We start from the raw sequence: 18,535 nt of genomic DNA, 5'->3' as shown, positions 1-18,535 counted from the left end.
TGCCGGGCTTTTTTCACCCGCTTGTCGTGATTTTTTCGATTTCGAGGGTCAATAGGCAGCCTCTTGACCCAGGCAGCGGCGCCAGTCGGGCCGCTCAACCAGCCTCGCAAGGCCTTGTTTTCCGGGCCTGCGAGCTGCTTCTAAGAATTTCAGGTGGTTTTATGGACAGCATCAATAGCCGCATCGCCGAAGAACTCGGCGTACGCCCACAACAGGTCGAAGCGGCCGTCGCTCTACTGGATGAAGGCTCCACGGTGCCCTTCATCGCCCGTTACCGAAAAGAAGTGACCGGCAGCCTCGACGACATCCAGTTGCGACACTTGGAAGAACGCCTGCGCTACCTGCGAGAACTCGACGAACGGCGCATCAGTATCCTCGCCAGCATCGAGGAACAGGGCAAGTTGACCCCGCAATTGGAACGCGACATCAAGCTCGCCGACACCAAGACCCGCCTCGAAGACCTTTACCTGCCCTACAAACAGAAGCGCCGCACCAAGGGCCAGATCGCCCTGGAGGCCGGCCTGGGCGAGCTGGCCGACGGCCTGTTCAACGACCCGTCGCTGACCCCGGAGACCGAAGCCGCGCGCTTCATCAACGCCGAAAAAGGCGTCGCCGATGTGAAGGCCGCCCTCGAAGGCGCCAAGTACATCCTGATGGAGCGTTTCGCCGAAGACGCCAACCTGCTGGAAAAACTGCGCAATTACCTGAAACAGGAAGCCACCCTCAGCGCCCGCGTCATCGCCGGCAAAGAGGAAGAAGGCGCCAAGTTCCGCGACTATTTCGAACACGACGAACCGCTGAAAAGCATGCCGTCCCACCGCGCCCTGGCGATTTTCCGCGGCCGCAACGAAGGCATTCTCAGCTCCGCGCTGAAAGTCGGCGACGAACTGCCCGGCACCATGCACCCGTGCGAAGGCATGATCGGCCAGCAATTCGGCATCCAGAACCAGAACCGTCCTGCCGACAAGTGGCTCGGTGAAGTGGTGCGCTGGACCTGGAAGGTCAAGCTCTACACCCACCTGGAAACCGACCTGCTCGGCGAGCTGCGCGATGGCGCCGAAACCGAGGCGATCAACGTATTCGCCCACAACCTGCATGACCTGCTGCTGGCCGCCCCGGCCGGCCCGCGCGCCACACTGGGCCTCGACCCGGGCCTGCGCACCGGCTGCAAGGTCGCCGTGGTCGACGCCACCGGCAAGTTGCTGGACCACGCCACCGTGTACCCCCACGTACCGCACAACAAGTGGGACCAGACCCTCGCGATCCTGGCCGCCCTGTGCGCCAAGCACGCCGTGGACCTGATCGCCATCGGCAACGGCACCGCCAGCCGTGAAACCGACAAGCTGGCCGCCGAACTGATCAAAAAATACCCAGCAATGAAGATGACCAAGGTGATGGTTTCCGAAGCCGGTGCGTCGGTGTATTCGGCGTCGGAGCTGGCGTCCAAGGAATTCCCGGACCTCGATGTGTCGATCCGTGGCGCCGTGTCCATCGCCCGTCGCCTGCAGGATCCGTTGGCCGAGCTGGTGAAGATCGACCCTAAATCCATCGGCGTCGGCCAGTACCAGCACGACGTGTCGCAGCTGAAACTGGCGCGCGGCCTGGATGCGGTCGTGGAAGACTGCGTGAACGCCGTGGGCGTGGACGTGAACACCGCCTCCGTCGCACTGCTGGCGCGTATCTCCGGGCTCAACGCCACCCTGGCACAGAACATCGTGACCCATCGCGACGAAAACGGTGCGTTCAAGACCCGCGCCGCGCTGAAAAAAGTCGCCCGCCTGGGTGAAAAAACCTTCGAACAGGCCGCCGGCTTCCTGCGCGTCATGAACGGCGACAACCCACTGGACGCCTCGGCGGTCCACCCGGAAGCCTACCCGCTGGTCCAGCGCATTGCCGCCGAGACCGACCGCGATATCCGTTCGCTGATCGGCGATGCCGCATTCCTCAAGCGCCTGGACCCTAAGAAGTACACCGATGAAACCTTCGGCGTACCGACCATCACCGACATCCTGCAAGAGTTGGAGAAACCTGGCCGCGACCCGCGTCCCGAGTTCAAGACCGCCGAGTTCCAGGACGGCGTCGAAGACCTCAAGGACCTGCAACTGGGCATGATCCTCGAAGGCGTGGTGACCAACGTGACCAACTTCGGTGCCTTCGTGGACATCGGCGTGCATCAGGACGGCTTGGTGCATATCTCTGCACTTTCGGAGAAGTTCATCAAGGACCCGCGCGAAGCGGTGAAAGCCGGTGATGTGGTCAAGGTCAAGGTCATGGAAGTCGACATCCCGCGCAAACGCGTCGGCCTGTCGATGCGCATGAGCGACACCCCCGGCGAGAAAATCGACGGCGCACGTGGCGCACGCCCAGGCTCGGCCCCCCGGCCGTCGCAGAACAACGCGCCGCGCAAGGAAACCGCGACCGCCGCCCCGGCCAACAACGCCATGGCTTCGCTGTTCGCCAATGCCAAGCAGTTGAAGAAGCGCTGATGGAGATCCCAGCCGGCTTGACCCAGAGCGCGTTCAGCGAGCTGATCGGCTGCCGCCTGCAACGCCTGGAGCCAGGCGTTGCCGAGGTGGCCCTGACCCTGGAGCCGCACTTGCGCAACCGAGCAGGCAAGCTCCATGGCGGGGCGATTTTCAGCCTGGTGGACATCACCATGGGGCTGGCGTGCTCCAGCTCCCATGGTTTCGACCAGCAGAGCGCGACCATCGAGTGCAAGATCAACTACATCCGCGCCGTGGAAGACGGTGATGTGCTGTGCACCTCCCGAGTGATCCACGCAGGCCGTCGCACGCTGGTGGTCGAGGCTGACGTGTACCAGGACGAAAGACTTGTCGCAAAAGCGCAAGGCACCTTCGCTGTCCTATAGCTCCCCACCCTCGATTTGAGTTAATTTCGGCGCTGCGATAACGGCGTCGGAATTTTCTTGCTGCGCTATAGCCCAATTCATGGAGTGAAGTAGGCTTTTTCAAAGCGAGTCAAATCGACTCAAAACCAGGCGATAACGCCAGTTTTAACTTCACCCTTGTAGACCGTCCTGCCCACCCCCATATTGGGGCGACTGACGCGTGAAGGAATCCAACTTGAGCGAACTTCTCAACCGCCGCCTGGCCCTGCTCGGCAAGCGCGAACACCTCTCCCTGCTAGAGCATTGCCTGCATGGCATCGAGCGCGAATGCCTGCGTGTCACCAGTGAGGGACGCCTGGCGCAAACCCCGCACCCCGAAGCCCTGGGCGCCGCGTTGACCCATGAGCAGATCACCACCGACTACTCGGAATCGCTGCTGGAGTTCATTACACCAGCCCTGCCCAACCCGGCCGATACCCTGAGCAGCCTGGACAAGATCCATCGCTTCGCTTATTCCAAGCTCGGCAGCGAATACCTGTGGAGCCCCTCGATGCCGTGCCCGTTGCCGGCCGAGGAAGATATTCCGATTGCCTACTACGGCACCTCCAATATCGGCCAGCTCAAGTATGTGTACCGCAAGGGCCTGGCCTTGCGTTACGGCAAGACCATGCAATGCATCGCCGGGATTCACTACAACTTCTCGTTGCCGGAACAGCTGTGGCCACTGCTCAAGGAAACCGAAGGTTTTGTTGGCACCGACCGCGACTACCAGTCCGACGCCTATATCGCGCTGATCCGTAACTTCCGCCGCTACAGCTGGCTGCTGATGTACCTGTTCGGCGCCTCGCCGGCCCTGGACGCCGGCTTCCTGCGCGGGCGCTCGCACCAGTTGGAAGTGCTGGATGCCGACACCCTGTACCTGCCGTACGCCACCAGCCTGCGCATGAGCGACCTGGGTTACCAGAGCAACGCCCAAGCCGGCCTGACGCCGTGCTACAACGACCTCGCCAGCTACACCGACAGCCTGCGCAAGGCAGTCGCAACGCCCTACGCGCCCTACGTCGAAATCGGCACCCACAAGGATGGTGAATGGTTTCAGCTCAACACCAACATCCTGCAGATCGAAAACGAGTACTACTCCAACATCCGCCCCAAGCGCGTGACCTACACCGGCGAGCGGCCGATCCAGGCCCTGATGGCGCGCGGCATCCAGTACATCGAAGTGCGTTGCCTGGACATCAACCCGTTCCTGCCGATGGGCATCGACCTGCCGGAGTCGCGCTTCCTCGACGCCTTCCTGTTGTATTGCGCGCTGAACGACAGCCCGTTGTTCGCCAACAACGAGTGCGGCAACGCCACCTCCAACTTCCTCAGCGTGGTCAAGGAAGGCCGCCGCCCCGGCCTGCAATTGCAGCGCAAGGGCCAGGCCGTGGACATGAAGGAATGGGCCACCGAGTTGCTGGAGCAGATCGCGCCCCTGGCAGCCCTGCTTGATGAAAGCCACGGCATCACCGAGCACAGCCAGGCGCTGGACGCTCAGTTGGCCAAGGTCAACGACCCGTCGCTGACCCCCTCGGCCCAAGTGCTGGCGGCGATGGCCGAACGCAAGGAAAGCTTCGCGCAGTTCTCCCTGCACCAAAGCGAGGTGCATGCCGAGCATTTCCGCCAGGAGCCACTGCCAGCTGCTGAGCAGGCGCGCTTTGAAGAACTGGCGCGCACGTCGCTGGCACAACAGGCGGAACTGGAGCAGAACGAAGTGGGCGACTTTGATGTGTTTGTCGGGTCGTACCAGGCGAGCATCCTCGCCATCAGCAACTAAGAACCTACTCGGTCCCCTGTGGCAGGGGGCTTGCCCTAATGCCAGCGTAAATCGCCTTCTGTAGGAGCGAGGGGGACGCCTAGTTCTTGCTCGCGAAAAACTCACAGGCGCCGCGTTCATTCAGGACACACGCGTTATCGTTGAGGTTTTTCGCGAGCAAGAACTAGGCGTCCCCCTCGCTCCTACAAAAAAGCCTTAACTGACTGGCATTCGGGCTTGCCCCCTCCCACATTTGCCTTCTTCAATCTCAAGATCAGCCTCAACTTTTCTCCACATAAGCTAATTCGAAAATGTTATTTATTTTCGGATTCTTAGATCATTTAGTCTCCTCACATGCCGACCCTCGGCCGCTTGATTGAGGAGCTTCCCCTTGAAACTGCTTACCCCTCTGCGCCTCTTGGCGGCGTTGTCCCTGGCCGGTGCCAGCCTGTTTGCCCAGGCGGCGGATGTGACCATCGCCTACCAGACCACCGTGGACCCGGCCAAAGTCGCCCAGGCCGACGGTGCTTATGAAAAAGCCACCCACGCCAAGATCGACTGGCGCAAATTCGACAACGGCGCCGATATCATCGCCGCCATCGCCTCCGGCGATGTGCAAATCGGCTACCTCGGTTCCAGCCCACTGACCGCTGCGATCACCCGCAAAGTGCCAGTGGAAACCTTCCTCGTCGCCACCCAGATCGGCGGTGCCGAAGCCCTGGTGGCGCGCAACGGTTCCGGGATCAACGGCCCCCAGGACCTGATCGGCAAGAAAGTCGCGGTACCGTTCGTATCCACCGGCCACTACAGCCTGTTGGCCGCGTTGAAGCATTGGAATATCGACCCGTCGAAAGTCACCATCCTCAACCTCGCACCACCGGCAATCATCGCCGCCTGGAAGCGCGGTGATATCGACGCCACCTACGTGTGGGACCCAGCCCTGGGCGTAGCCAAGGAAAACGGCAAGGTGCTGATCACCTCCGGCGAACTGGCCAAGTTCGGTGCGCCCACCTTCGATGCGTGGATCGTGCGTAAGGACTTTGCCGAGAAACACCCGGAAATCGTCAGCGCGTTCGCCAAAGTCACGCTCGATGCCTACGCCGAGTACCGCAAAGACCCACAAGCCTGGCTGGCCGACAAAGGCAACGTCGACAAGCTGGTGAAACTCTCCGGCGCCAAGGCCAGCGACATCCCGTTGCTGCTGCAAGGCAACGTCTACCCGCTGGCCGCTGACCAGGTGACCTTGCTGGGCGCACCGACCACCAAAGCGGTGACCGACACCGCCGCGTTCCTCAAGGAACAAGGCAAGGTCGAGGCCGTGCTGCCGGACTACGCCCCTTACGTCAGCGCCAAGTTCATCACCCACTGATTCAAGGAGTTCATCGCGATGGCCTTGCTACAACTGGAGCGCATCAGCGCACAGTACCCAGGCGCCACAGAACCGGTACTGGCTGACATTTCACTGAACCTTGGGCCTCAGCAATTGCTGGTGGCCCTCGGCCCGTCCGGCAGTGGCAAGACTTCGCTGTTGAACCTGATCGCCGGCTTTGTCGAACCTTCTGCCGGGCGCATCACCCTCGATGGCATACCGGTCAAAGGCCCCAGCGCCGAACGCGGCGTGGTGTTCCAGGACGACGCCCTGCTGCCCTGGCAGGACGTGCTGGCCAACGTCGGTTTCGGCCTTGAGCTGGCCGGCGTGCCCAAGGCGCAACGCGAAGCCCGTGCGCGGGAAATGCTCGCGCTGGTGGACCTGGCCGGTTTTGACAGCCGCCGCATCTGGCAACTGTCAGGCGGGCAGAAACAGCGCGTGGGACTGGCTCGCGCCCTGGCGGCAGATCCTCGCGTATTGCTGATGGACGAACCCTTCGGCGCCCTCGATGCCTTCACCCGCGAGCAGATGCAGGAGCTGTTGCTGCAAGTCTGGAAGCGCACGGCCAAGCCGACCTTCCTGATTACCCATGACATCGAAGAGGCCGTGTTCCTTGCCACCGACCTGATCCTGCTGGCGCCCAACCCAGGTCAGATCGTCGAGCGCCTGCACCTGGACTTCGGCCAGCGCTACGCGGCCGGTGAATCGGCGCGTGCGATCAAGTCCGACCCACGCTTTATCGAAACCCGCGAACACGTGCTGGGCAAAGTGTTCTCGCAACGGCAGGTGTCCGCATGAGCAGCTACGAACTCCCCGCCACCGCTGCAAAGCCGGTAGCGCACGTGGTTATCCCCGCGCGTCGCAGCTTGAGCACACGCTGGATCAGCCTGCTGACCCTGGTCGCCTTGCTTGCGATCTGGTGGGCGGTGACCGCCACGGGCTTGATCGAACCGCTGTTCCTGCCGCCGCCATCCGCCGTGCTGCAAAAGGGCTGGTTGCTGGCGACCTCCGGCTACATGGATTCCACTCTGTGGCAGCACCTGGGCGCGAGCCTCAGCCGTATCGGCCTGGGCTTGGGCTTTGCGGTGTTGACCGCCGTGCCCGTGGGTATTGCCATCGGTTCCAACCGCATTGCCCGCGGCATTCTCGACCCGCTGATCGAGTTCTACCGGCCGATTCCGCCCCTGGCCTACCTGCCGTTGATCGTGATCTGGTGTGGTATCGGCGAGCTGTCCAAGGTGTTGCTGATTTACCTGGCGATCTTTGCGCCGATCGCCATCGCCACCGCGACCGGTGTGCGCACCGTCGACCCGGCCAAGCTGCGCGCCGCGCAATCATTGGGCGCCACCCGCGCGCAGTTGATCCGCCATGTGATCCTGCCCAGCGCGCTGCCGGACATTCTCACCGGCGTGCGCATTGGTTTAGGGGTGGGCTGGTCGACCCTGGTCGCCGCCGAGTTGATCGCCGCCACCAGCGGCCTGGGTTTCATGGTGCAGTCAGCGGCGCAATTCCTGGTCACCGATGTGGTGGTGCTTGGCATTCTGGTGATCGCACTGATCGCCTTCGCCATGGAAATGGGCCTGCGCGCCCTGCAGCGTAAATTAGTGCCATGGCACGGCCAGGCACATTAAGTGAGAACAGCATGAGCAGCCTGACCGTTACCCCATTGAGCACCGCCCTGGGCGCCCAGATCAGTGGCGTGGATATCACCCAACCGCTGAACATCGAACAACGCGACGCCATCGAACAGGCGTTGCTCACCCACTCCGTGCTGTTCTTCCGCGACCAGCCGATCACGCCGCAGCAACAGGCGCGGTTTGCGGCGAATTTCGGCGACCTGCACATCCACCCGATCTACCCCAACGTGCCGGAACAGCCCGAAGTGCTGATCCTCGACACCGCCGTCACCGACGTACGCGACAATGCCGTATGGCACACCGACGTGACCTTCCTGCCCACCCCTGCCCTCGGCGCGGTGTTGAGTGCCAAGCAGCTGCCCGCGTTTGGTGGCGACACGTTGTGGGCCAGTGGCATTGCCGCGTACGAGGCGTTGTCGGGGCCGTTGAAAGTGCTGCTCAACGGGCTGACGGCAACCCATGACTTCATCAAGTCCTTCCCGCTGGAGCGCTTCGGCAACACCGCCGAAGACCTGGCGCGCTGGGAAGAAACCCGCAAGAAGAACCCACCGCTGTCACACCCTGTGGTGCGCACGCATCCGGTGAGTGGGCGCAAGTCGCTGTTCGTCAGTGAGGGGTTCACCACCAGGATCAATGAGCTTGAGCCTGCTGAAAGCGAGGCGATCCTCAAGCTGTTGTTCGCCCATGCGACCCGCCCGGAGTTCACCATTCGCTGGCGCTGGCAGGAAAATGACGTGGCGTTCTGGGATAACCGCGTAACCCAGCATTACGCGGTGGATGACTACCGGCCGCAACGGCGGGTGATGCATCGGGCGACGATTCTTGGGGATGTGCCGTTCTAGTCGCCACACTGAAAATCAAATGAAGGAGGGGGCTTGCCCCCTCCCTCATTGACCCAGTGCAGCCGGGTTATTCAGCGCTGGATGGCTTTTCCCACAAGTTGATCCCACCTTCCTGCGCAAACCGATCGATCTCCGCCAGTTCCTCGGCGGTGAAGCTCAAGTTCTTCAACGCCCCGACGTTCTCGATGATCTGCTCCGGCCGGCTTGCACCGATCAGCGCGCTGGTCACCCGAGGGTCACGCAAGGTCCAGGCCAGCGCCAGTTGCGCCAGGCTTTGGCCACGGCGCTGGGCGATTTCGTTCAGTGCACGTACGTGGGCGATGTTGGTTTCAGACAGGTGCTTGGCCTGCAACGAACCGCCACCCGGACGGTTGACCCGGGCGTCGGCCGGCACGCCGTTGAGGTACTTGTCGGTGAGCAGGCCCTGGGCCAGCGGCGTGAATGCGATCACCCCGGCGCCGAGTTCTTCGGTGGTGTCCAGCAGGTCTTTTTCCACCCAGCGGTTAAGCAGGTTATAGGCCGGTTGGTGGATCAGCAGCGGTACTTTCCACTCTTTGAGCAGGGCGGCGATTTCGCGGGTTTTCACACCGGAGTAAGAAGAGATACCGATGTACAGCGCCTTGCCCTGTTGCACGGCGGTGGCGAGGGCGCTGGCGGTTTCTTCCAGGGGGGTGTCGGCGTCGAAGCGGTGGGAGTAGAAAATATCCACGTAGTCGACGCCCAGGCGTTGCAGGCTCTGGTCCAGGCTTGCCAGCACATATTTGCGCGAGCCGCCGCCCTGGCCGTAAGGGCCCGGCCACATGTCCCAACCGGCTTTGCTGGAGATGATCAATTCGTCGCGGTAGTGCTTGAAGTCTTCGCGCAGCAAACGGCCGAAGTTGATCTCGGCGCTGCCGTAGGGTGGGCCGTAGTTGTTGGCCAGGTCGAAGTGGTTGATCCCAAGGTCGAACGCGGTGCGCAACAGGGCGCGTTGTGTGTCGATCGGGGTGCTGTCGCCAAAGTTGTGCCACAGGCCCAGGGACAGTGCCGGCAGCACCAGTCCACTGCGGCCTACGCGGCGATACGGGATAGATTCATAGCGGTTTTCGGCAGCAATGTAAGTCATCGAATCCTCTCTTGGACGTAGGCAAATAAGGCCTGGGAATAACGATATTCCCAGGCCTTTTAACCAGCTGAATCGCTTAAGTCTGCCTTTCCGTTTTACAGCAATTGCCTACCAGAGGGGAACGACATAGCTGACATAGAAGCGGTTTTCGTCCTGCACCGTGGCGCCGGTAATGTCCGGGCTGGCGTGCGCGTTTTTCCATGTGACACCAAGGCCCTTGAGGGTCCCGGTCGGCACTTGATAGGCCACGGCCACGTTACGTTCCCATTCGCTGGTGGTGCCTTGGGCAGTGCGGATGTCATCGCCGTGGGCATAGGCAGCGGAGAACGTCAGGCCGTTGAGGCCAAGCTTGCCGAAGTCATATTTGTATTGCGCCAGCCAGGTGCGCTCACCCGCGTGCTGGAATTTGTTCAACTGCATGTTGGTCAACGCCGGAGTGTCGGCACCCGAGCCAGGCCCTTGCCGGTTATCGCCGCTGTTCAGGCCGGAATCCAGGTACGGGAAGTCGCTGTCGCCACTGTTTTTCTGGATGCCCAGGCCGACGGTATGGCCCTCCAGGCTGTAGCTTTCCAGCAGGCTGACGGTGGACTGGTTGATGCGCCCCTTGGTGCTGCCATCGCCATATAAACCGGCGCCGGCAAAGTCTTTGTCGCCATCGGCGTTACCGCCTACCCCCAGGCTGCGGAACACGCGTACATCGGTGTCGATCGCACCGACTGACAAGGCGTCATGGCGCTTGGCGCCGAGGAAGAACTGCTGGTAGTAATCCTCAAGGTTGGAGTACCACAAGCTGACAGTGGTGTTCTGTATGCCGCTGTAGTCCGCACCGCCGAACAGGAAGCGGTCACTTTCTTTGGTCCCGCCAGCGGTGATCATGCCCTGGTCGCCGGTTTCGTTGCGGATCTTGGTCTTGAAAATATCGCCGCCGGTGAAGGTAAAGTCACTGAGGTCCTTGGACACCAGTTGCACACCGGTGTTGGTCTGCTGGTACAGACGCCCGTCGGTGTTGGCCAGCACCGGGTTGTTGCCGTACAGCGTGCCAACGCGCAACTCATCCTTGGCAAAGCGCATCTTGAAGGTCGGGCTGAGCACACCGAATTGGTCGGCGGACTTGCCGTTGTCCAGCGGGAACATGCTGCCAGGGTAGCGGCCCTGGTGGTCCTTGTCGTTGAGGTCGCCGCCGGAATCCAGCTTCAAGCCGTAGAACGCTTGCAGGTCCAAGCCAAAGCCAACCGGCCCCTCGGTGTAGCCCGATTTGAAGTTGAACTCGAACCCCTGGCCCCAATCCCGAATGCTGTGGGCCTTGGCATTGCTGCCAACCACGTCACGCCCCTGCTGGTTGAGGTAGCGGTTGAGCAGGGTCACGTCGGCGTGGCTGTCATCGATAAAATCGGCATGGGCAGACAGCATAAAGCTCGCCATGGCGGCTCCCACCACAGGGCTTAAAAACGTCTTCATGGGTACCGGTCTCCGTCACTGTTCTGAAATGAAAGCGTCAAACGCTTCACACAATTACGCAGTGGCCAGATGACAGTTACGCGTCAAAACGGCGCGCAGGCGGATGAAATTAAATTTAAGAAAGCCCGTGAATTCAGGGCCTTGCGCGGTTTTTTGTGGGAGGGGGCCAGCCCCCTCCCACAAACGGCTAGCGAACCAAGTGTAAAAACTGCAGGTGCCGCTCGTACTGGTCGAGGATGTCGTTGATGATCTGCTCCTTGGTGTAGCCCACCAGGTCGTAGTCCTGGCTGCCCTCGCTCAAGTGCACTTCCGCGCGGTAGTAGCGACGGTTGTTGATCTCTTTGGAACCCATGCCGCCACGGGCAAACGACGGCGTGAAGTAGCCGCGCATCTGCACCTGGTAGATGAACGGGTGCTCCTCGCCGTGGCCGATTTCCAGGCTGACGCTGTCGTTGGAAGGATCGGGCTGAGTCACGACCGAGAGCCCCTTCTCGACAAACACCGCTGTCACTTCTTCGATCGCCGGGCGCACGGTCGATTCGAGGAAGCGGTACACCTCGTCCCGCGATGGGAAGTGCACCGCCTGGCTCAGGCGCTGGCGCCAACCGCCCTTGCCTTTGCGCGAGGCCGACACCGGCGCCAGCGAATGCAACTGGGCGATGCGCTTTTGCGATTCGAGGTAGAAGGCCTTGTGCAGCCCCCACATCATCAGCAAGAGGATCAGCGAGAACGGCAATGAGGTCAGCACCACGGCCGACTTCAGCGAGTCGATGCTGCCGGCAAACAACAACGCACTGGTGACCAGCGCGGTCATGGCGCCCCAGAACACCCGCAGCCATTTCGGCCCGTCTTCATCGGCGTTGCCGCCCTTGGACGACAGGGTTGAGAGCACCACCGTGCCGGAGTCGGCCGACGTGACGAAGAACACGAAGCTGATAAACACCGTGACCGCGATGACGGTTTTGCTCCACGGGTAGGTTTCCAGCAGCAGGTAGAGGCTCATCGAGGGGTCATCGATGGCCGACTGACCGAGCGCGGTCATCCCGTGGTTGAGCACCTGGTCGATAGCGCTGTTGCCGAAAATCGACATCCACGCCAGGGTGAAACCCAGCGGGATCAGCAGCACGCCGAACACGAATTCGCGGATGGTCCGGCCACGGGAAATCCGTGCGATAAACAGGCCCACGAACGGCGACCATGCGATCCACCAGGCCCAGTAGAACACCGTCCAGCCGCCCAGCCAGTCGCTCGGTTTGTCGTAGGCGTACACATCGAAACTCTTGGTCGGCAGCGCACCCAGGTAATCACCGATGTTCTGGATCAGGGTGTTGAGCAAGTGCTGGGTGGGGCCGGCAAACAACACGAACAGCAGCAGCGCGCAGGCCAGCAGCATGTTGATGTCGGACATCACCCGCACACCCTTGTCGACGCCGGCCACGGCGACGAGGATCGCCGCGCCCATCATCAAGGTGATCAAGCCGACCTGGATCCACTGGGTGTGGGCAACGCCGAACAGGTAGTCGAGGCCGGAGTTGAGGTGCAGCACGCCAAAGCCCATGTCGGCACCCAGGCCAAACACCGTGGCGATGATGCCGAAGCCGTCCACCGCATAGCCGATAGGGCCATTGATGCGTTTGCCGATCAGCGGGTACAGCGCCGAGCGCAGGGCCAGCGGCAGGTTATGCCGGTAGGCGAAGTACGCCAGGGCCATGCCGACAAAGGCAAACACCCCCCAACCATGCAGGCCCCAGTGCAGGAAGAGAATCTGCATGGCCTGGCGCGCGGCATCGGCATTCATCGCCTCGCCCTGGGGCGGTTGCACCAGGTGGGTCAGCGGCTCGGAAACGCAGAAGAAAAACAGCGTGATGCTGATGCCGGCGGCGAACAGCATGCCGGCCCAGGACAGGTAACTGAATTCGGGCTCGTCGTGGTCGGCACCGAGTTTTATCTTGCCGTAGCCCGATAACGCGGTGACCACCACGAAGACCAGATACAGGGTCATCGCCAGCATGTAGTACCAGCCGACCGTATTGGCCGCCCAGTTTTGCGCCGCCAGCAGCCAGGCACCAGCCTGTTGCGGGATAGCGATGACAGTGATGCCGAACAGCAGGATGAAGGTCGCGGCAAAGTAGAAGACGGGCGCATTCATGCGCACCAGGCCGCTGGCTGGGGTGGACGATGCACTCATGAACGATGCACCCCGAGGGTGAAGGATGTGGCTGTGAATAACGGACTCAGCAAAGGTAAGCCTCCTGTTGTGAGCGGGCAGCGAACCACCGGTTTAACTTGAACGAGCATTCAAGTTAAACATGGATAGGCAGTCTGGGACTAATCGCAGGGCCGAGTGGTAGGGGATTCCTACATCAGCTCAAGGATTGGTATGACGGGTGGGAGAGGCAAATCGTTCAGCCCTTGCTGACTGAAATACGGCTCAACTTTGCAATGCAGTCACAAAATGTGGGAGGGGGCTTGCCCCCGATAGCGGTGTGTCAGTCACAGATGCATTGACTGAACCACCTATATCGGGGGCAAGCCCCCTCCCACAGGGTTGTGTGTGATTTTCAAGACCGGCGCTATTTCTGCGCCCCATCATCATGCTGCAAATTCGCCTGCGTAATATTCGCCCCCGCCGGCACACTGCGGGTCAGCCACACGTTACCGCCAATGGTCGAACCCTTGCCGATGGTGATCCGCCCGAGGATCGTCGCCCCGGCATAGATCACCACGTCATCCTCGACAATCGGATGGCGCGGATGGCCCTTCTGCAACTGCCCATCTTCATCTGCCGGGAAACGCTTGGCGCCAAGGGTCACGGCCTGGTAGATGCGCACCCGCTCACCGATGATCGCGGTTTCGCCGATCACCACGCCGGTCCCATGGTCGATAAAGAAGCTTGGGCCAATCTGCGCGCCGGGGTGAATGTCGATGCCCGTGGCCGAGTGGGCGATTTCCGCGCTGATCCGCGCCAAAAGCGGCAGGCCGGCCCGGTACAGATGGTGCGCCAGGCGATGGTGAATCACCGCCAGGATCCCCGGATAGCACAGCAGCACTTCGTCCACGCTGCGCGCGGCAGGGTCGCCGTGGTAAGCGGCCAGCACGTCGGTGTCGAGCAGGCTGCGCAGGGACGGCAAGGCCAGGGCGAAGTCCTGGATCAAGCGGATGGCAAGGGCGTCGACGTCGCTGTCGTCCTGGCCGCTTTGCCGGGCGGCATAGCGCAGTTCCAGGCGCGCCTGAGCGAGCAAGGCGTTGAGGGCAACATCGAGGGTATGCCCGACGTAGAAATCTTCACTCTCTTCACGCAGGTCCACCGGCCCCAGGCGCATCGGGAACAGCGCACCACACAGCGCTTCAAGAATCTGCGCCACCGCTTCGCGCGAGGGCAGCTCACGCCCGCCGTGCTCGCCGCTCAAACGGCCATTGCGCGCACGCCACTGGTCACGGGCGCCGCGCAGTTGGCTGACGATGGTCTGTAATTGCCAATGACTGGAACGCTCACTCACGGTATTCACTCCTGACGAAATGGCCATCACTTTACGGTATGCACCCCGGCCGCCCTTAAGAACCAATGGTGTGATGCTAAGAACCTTCCGGCATATGCGATTGACGGTTGCCCGATGAAAAGTGCCTGCCTATAGTCCCTCCATCACTTAGCAACCGTGCGTAGCCATGATCAAACAACAGCTCGACCGCTTTAACCGTCTGGAACTGCTGGGCGGTGCCACCGCCCTGGAAAAACTCGAGCGGCTGTCGACCTGGCTGGGACGCGATATCTACGTCAAACGCGATGACACCACGCCGTTGGCCCTGGGCGGCAACAAGCTGCGCAAACTCGAATACCTGGCCGCCGATGCCCTCGCCCAGGGGGCCGACACCCTGGTGACCGCTGGCGCCATCCAGTCCAACCACGTACGCCAGACCGCCGCGCTCGCCGCCAAGCTCGGCCTGGGCTGCGTCGCCCTGCTGGAAAACCCCACCGGCACCGAAGACCCCAACTACCTGGGCAACGGCAACCGCCTGCTGCTGGAGCTGTTCGACGCCAAGGTCGAGTTGGTGGAGAACCTCGACAACGTCGACGAGCAACTCAACGCCCTCGCCGAACGCCTGCGCAGCAACGGCAAGAAGCCTTACCTCGTCCCCATCGGCGGCTCCAATGCACTCGGCGCCCTGGGCTACGTGCGCGCCGGCCTGGAACTGGCCGGGCAGATCGAGGCCAGAGGGATCGAGTTTGCCGCCGTGGTGCTGGCCTCCGGCAGCGCCGGTACCCACAGCGGCCTGGCACTGGCCTTGAGCGAAATGCTGCCGAAGTTGCCGGTAATCGGCGTTACGGTGTCGCGCACCGAGGAAGCGCAGTTGCCGAAAGTGCAGGGCCTGGCCGAACGCACGGCCGAGTTGCTCGGCGTGGACATCCCCGACGCGTTCAAAGTGATTCTGTGGGACGAATATTTCGGCCCTCGTTATGGCGAACCGAACGCCGGCACCCTTTCGGCGGTCAAGCTATTGGCAAGCCAGGAAGGCCTGCTGCTGGACCCGGTCTACACTGGCAAGGCCATGGCCGGCTTGCTGGACGGTATCGGGCGCCAGCGCTTTGAAGATGGCCCGATTATTTTCCTGCATACCGGCGGGGCACCGGCGTTGTTTGCCTATGACTCGGTTTTCAGCTGAATAAACGCGGGCTGAATATGGGCGGGGGCTTGCCCCCGATAGCGGAGTGTCAGCCAGCTCACTTGTTACTGATACACCGCTATCGGGGGCAAGCCCCCTCCCACATTAGGGTCGCCACATATTCCAGATAAGCATAAATGAATTGATTTATATTATTTTCAAGTCTTAAAACCCGGCTTTATCATCGCGCCGAAGGCGAAGACGCGCTTCGCGCTTTAAGGCAGGATACGACTACCGCGTCACCTGCTTCGCTCAACATAAAAAACACAGGGGCTCTTCATGACTATTTCCGTATTCCGTCGCACCTTGCTGGTCGGCACATTGGGGCTGGCTCTCGGGGCTGGTTGGCTGGGCCAGGCAGTTGCCGGCGAGCAACTGGGCAATATCAAAAAGGCCGGCGAGATCAAAATCGGCCTGGAAGGCACCTACCCGCCGTTCAGCTTCGTCGATGAAAGCGGCAAGCTCAGCGGTTTCGAAGTCGAACTGTCCGAAGCCCTGGCCAAAGAGCTGGGCGTCAAGGTCAAGCTCCAGGCCACGCCATGGGACGGCATCCTCGCCGCCCTGGAATCCAAGCGCCTGGATGCCGTCGTCAACCAAGTCACCATCTCCGAAGAGCGCAAGAAGAAGTACGACTTCTCCACGCCTTACACCGTTTCCGGTATCCAGGCGCTGGTGCTGAAAAAGAACCTCGACACCATCAAGACCGCCAACGACCTGGCCGGCAAGAAAGTCGGGGTAGGCCTGGGCACCAACTACGAACAATGGCTCAAGGACAACCAACCCAAAGCCATTATCAAGACCTATAACGATGACCCGACCAAGTTCCAGGACCTGCGCATCGGCCGTATCGACGCCATCCTGATCGACCGCCTGGCGGCCCTGGAATACGCCAAGAAAGCCCCGGACACCGCCGCTGCCGGCGACGCCTTCTCCCGTCAGGAAGCCGGTATCGCCCTGCGCAAAGGCGAGCCCGAGTTGCTTGAAGCGGTGAACAAGGCCCTCGACAAGCTGCGCGCCGACGGCACCTTGAAGAAGCTGTCCGAGAAGTACTTCAACGCTGACGTCACTCAATAATGGAAGCAGGTTTCCAACTCGCGCTGGACTCCGCGCCCTTTCTGCTCAAGGGCGCGTATTACACGGTGATTCTCAGCCTTGGCGGGATGTTTTTCGGTTTGCTGCTGGGCTTCGGCCTGGCCTTGATGCGGCTGTCGCGCTTCAAGCTGCTGAGCTGGACAGCCCGCGTCTACGTGTCGTTCTTTCGCGGCACGCCCTTGCTGGTACAGCTGTTCCTGATCTACTACGGCTTGCCGCAAGTGGGCATCGAGCTGGATCCGATCCCGGCGGCGATGATCGGCTTCTCGCTGAACATGGCCGCCTACGCCTGTGAAATCCTGCGGGCCGCCATCGCTTCCATCGAGCGTGGCCAGTGGGAAGCCGCCGCCAGTATCGGCATGACCCGTGCGCAGACCCTGCGCCGGGCCATCCTGCCGCAGGCGATGCGCACCGCCTTGCCACCTTTGGGCAACAGCTTTATTTCGCTGGTCAAGGACACCGCGCTGGCCGCCACCATCCAGGTGCCGGAGCTATTCCGCCAGGCTCAACTGGTGTCGGCGCGCACCTTCGAGATTTTCACCATGTATCTGTCCGCCGCCCTGATCTACTGGGTGCTGGCAAGCATCCTGGCGCACTTCCAAAACCGCCTGGAAGACCGGGTCAACCGGCATGACCTGGAGTCTTGAAGCATGATCGTGGTTGAAAAACTGACCAAACAATTCAACGGCCAGGTGGTGCTCAACGGTATCGACCTTGAGGTCAAGGAAGGCGAAGTCGTCGCCATCATCGGCCCCAGCGGTTCCGGCAAGACCACCTTCCTGCGCTGCCTGAACTTCCTCGAAGAACCCACCAGCGGCCGCATCAAGGTGGGTGACATCGAGATCGACGGCAGCAAGCCGCTCAACCAGCAACAGGGCCTGGTGCGGCGTCTGCGCCAGCACGTGGGCTTTGTGTTCCAGAACTTCAACCTGTTCCCCCACCGCACCGCACTGGAAAACGTCATCGAAGGCCCGATCGTGGTCAAGAAGATGCCCCGCGAAGCGGCGGTTACCCTGGGTCGCAGCTTGTTGGCCAAGGTCGGCCTGGCGGGCAAGGAAGCGTCCTACCCACGGCGCCTGTCCGGCGGCCAGCAACAGCGCGTGGCGATTGCCCGCGCCTTGGCCATGGAGCCGGAGGTGATCCTGTTCGACGAACCCACCTCGGCACTCGACCCGGAGTTGGTGGGTGAAGTGCTGGCGACCATTCGCAGCCTGGCCGAAGAAAACCGCACCATGGTCATCGTCACCCACGAGATGAGCTTTGCCCGTGATGTGGCCAACCGGGTGATCTTCTTCGACAAGGGCGTGATCGTCGAACAGGGTGAAGCCAAGGCGCTGTTCGCCAACCCCAAGGAAGAACGGACCCGGCAGTTCCTGAGCAAATTCCTGGCCCACTGAGACCCACCCTGTAGGAGCTGGCTTGCCAGCGAAAATCGTCAACGATAACGCGTTTAACCGGATTAACCGTGTCGTCTGGACGGTCTTCGCTGGCAAGCCAGCTCCTACAGGAATGCTTCGTTCCAGCCAGTAAATCGCCCCACCACCCCCTCTTAAAATCCCCCGCCCAGTCAGACCCTTCTGAATCTTCTCGAACCCGCCGTTTAGCCTTTTGCCGCCATTGACGCTCCCTGGTCAACCCTCTTATCTAGCACCCAGAGGATTGGATCCTATCCCGGCTACTCACTGAATCGTTCCTTTCGGTCCCGTTTGCGCACCTGCGCCCAA

Annotated in this window: 15 protein-coding genes; 11 read left to right on the top strand and 4 right to left on the bottom strand. The window is 61.5% G+C overall.

What is annotated here, in order from left to right:
- Positions 1 to 161 precede the first annotated feature (161 nt).
- The 7 genes from P2T68_RS02400 (at position 162) to tauD (ending at position 8,494) form a co-directional block, all read left to right on the top strand.
- The gene (locus P2T68_RS02400) at positions 162 to 2,486 is read left to right on the top strand and encodes a Tex family protein (protein WP_024072799.1); all 2,325 of its coding nucleotides are present in this window, start codon (positions 162 to 164) and stop codon (positions 2,484 to 2,486) included.
- The gene (locus tag P2T68_RS02395) at positions 2,486 to 2,869 is read left to right on the top strand and encodes a PaaI family thioesterase (RefSeq protein WP_024072798.1); all 384 of its coding nucleotides are present in this window, start codon (positions 2,486 to 2,488) and stop codon (positions 2,867 to 2,869) included. The genes P2T68_RS02400 and P2T68_RS02395 overlap by 1 nt, the downstream gene beginning before the upstream one ends.
- A gap of 214 nt (positions 2,870 to 3,083) precedes the next feature.
- The gene (gshA, locus tag P2T68_RS02390; protein WP_277378979.1) at positions 3,084 to 4,667 is read left to right on the top strand and encodes a glutamate--cysteine ligase; all 1,584 of its coding nucleotides are present in this window, start codon (positions 3,084 to 3,086) and stop codon (positions 4,665 to 4,667) included.
- Between the two features lie 370 nt (positions 4,668 to 5,037).
- The gene (gene tauA / locus P2T68_RS02385; RefSeq protein ID WP_024072796.1) at positions 5,038 to 6,015 is read left to right on the top strand and encodes a taurine ABC transporter substrate-binding protein; all 978 of its coding nucleotides are present in this window, start codon (positions 5,038 to 5,040) and stop codon (positions 6,013 to 6,015) included.
- An 18-nt stretch (positions 6,016 to 6,033) separates the two neighbouring features.
- Positions 6,034 to 6,813 (top strand): taurine ABC transporter ATP-binding subunit, encoded by a 780-nt coding sequence (tauB, locus tag P2T68_RS02380; protein ID WP_277378978.1) that lies wholly within the window; start codon positions 6,034 to 6,036, stop codon positions 6,811 to 6,813.
- Positions 6,810 to 7,646: a taurine ABC transporter permease TauC gene (gene tauC, locus P2T68_RS02375; RefSeq protein WP_102625251.1), complete on the top strand. Its 837-nt coding sequence runs from the start codon at positions 6,810 to 6,812 to the stop codon at positions 7,644 to 7,646. Before tauB ends, tauC begins: the two co-directional genes overlap by 4 nt.
- 11 nt (positions 7,647 to 7,657) lie before the next feature.
- Positions 7,658 to 8,494: a taurine dioxygenase gene (tauD, locus tag P2T68_RS02370; RefSeq protein WP_277378977.1), complete on the top strand. Its 837-nt coding sequence runs from the start codon at positions 7,658 to 7,660 to the stop codon at positions 8,492 to 8,494.
- Positions 8,495 to 8,561: 67 nt separating this feature from the next.
- Here the strand turns inward: tauD and mgrA are convergent, their stop codons facing one another.
- From mgrA to epsC, 4 genes are all read right to left on the bottom strand, one after another.
- Positions 8,562 to 9,599, bottom strand: a complete 1,038-nt coding sequence (gene mgrA, locus P2T68_RS02365; protein ID WP_024072792.1) for an L-glyceraldehyde 3-phosphate reductase — start codon at positions 9,597 to 9,599, stop codon at positions 8,562 to 8,564.
- A 108-nt stretch (positions 9,600 to 9,707) separates the two neighbouring features.
- Positions 9,708 to 11,057, bottom strand: coding sequence for an OprD family outer membrane porin (locus P2T68_RS02360; protein WP_277378976.1), 1,350 nt, complete (start codon positions 11,055 to 11,057; stop codon positions 9,708 to 9,710).
- A gap of 187 nt (positions 11,058 to 11,244) precedes the next feature.
- Positions 11,245 to 13,206: a choline transporter BetT gene (betT, locus tag P2T68_RS02355; protein ID WP_172831369.1), complete on the bottom strand. Its 1,962-nt coding sequence runs from the start codon at positions 13,204 to 13,206 to the stop codon at positions 11,245 to 11,247.
- A 424-nt stretch (positions 13,207 to 13,630) separates the two neighbouring features.
- Positions 13,631 to 14,557 (bottom strand): serine O-acetyltransferase EpsC, encoded by a 927-nt coding sequence (epsC, locus tag P2T68_RS02350; protein ID WP_041160815.1) that lies wholly within the window; start codon positions 14,555 to 14,557, stop codon positions 13,631 to 13,633.
- Between the two features lie 166 nt (positions 14,558 to 14,723).
- On the opposite strand from epsC, the gene P2T68_RS02345 reads away from it, so the two are divergent.
- The 4 genes from P2T68_RS02345 (at position 14,724) to tcyN (ending at position 18,208) form a co-directional block, all read left to right on the top strand.
- Positions 14,724 to 15,719 carry a D-cysteine desulfhydrase gene (locus P2T68_RS02345; protein WP_277378975.1) on the top strand — a complete coding sequence of 332 codons (996 nt, stop codon included), beginning with the start codon at positions 14,724 to 14,726 and terminating at the stop codon, positions 15,717 to 15,719.
- A 279-nt stretch (positions 15,720 to 15,998) separates the two neighbouring features.
- Complete coding sequence (gene tcyJ / locus P2T68_RS02340) at positions 15,999 to 16,793, top strand: cystine ABC transporter substrate-binding protein (RefSeq protein ID WP_024072787.1); 795 nt, start codon at positions 15,999 to 16,001, stop codon at positions 16,791 to 16,793.
- The gene (gene tcyL, locus P2T68_RS02335) at positions 16,793 to 17,458 is read left to right on the top strand and encodes a cystine ABC transporter permease (protein ID WP_032884921.1); all 666 of its coding nucleotides are present in this window, start codon (positions 16,793 to 16,795) and stop codon (positions 17,456 to 17,458) included. The genes tcyJ and tcyL overlap by 1 nt, the downstream gene beginning before the upstream one ends.
- Positions 17,459 to 17,461: 3 nt before the next feature.
- Entirely contained in the window at positions 17,462 to 18,208 is a 747-nt protein-coding gene (gene tcyN / locus P2T68_RS02330) for an L-cystine ABC transporter ATP-binding protein TcyN (protein ID WP_024072785.1), read from the top strand.
- Positions 18,209 to 18,535: the final 327 nt, after the last annotated feature.

Source organism: Pseudomonas sp. G11, from assembly GCF_029457515.1.
Taxonomy (GTDB): domain Bacteria; phylum Pseudomonadota; class Gammaproteobacteria; order Pseudomonadales; family Pseudomonadaceae; genus Aquipseudomonas; species Aquipseudomonas gorinensis.
Note: the sequence above shows the minus strand (reverse complement) of the source record. Positions and strands in the feature narration are given on the sequence as shown.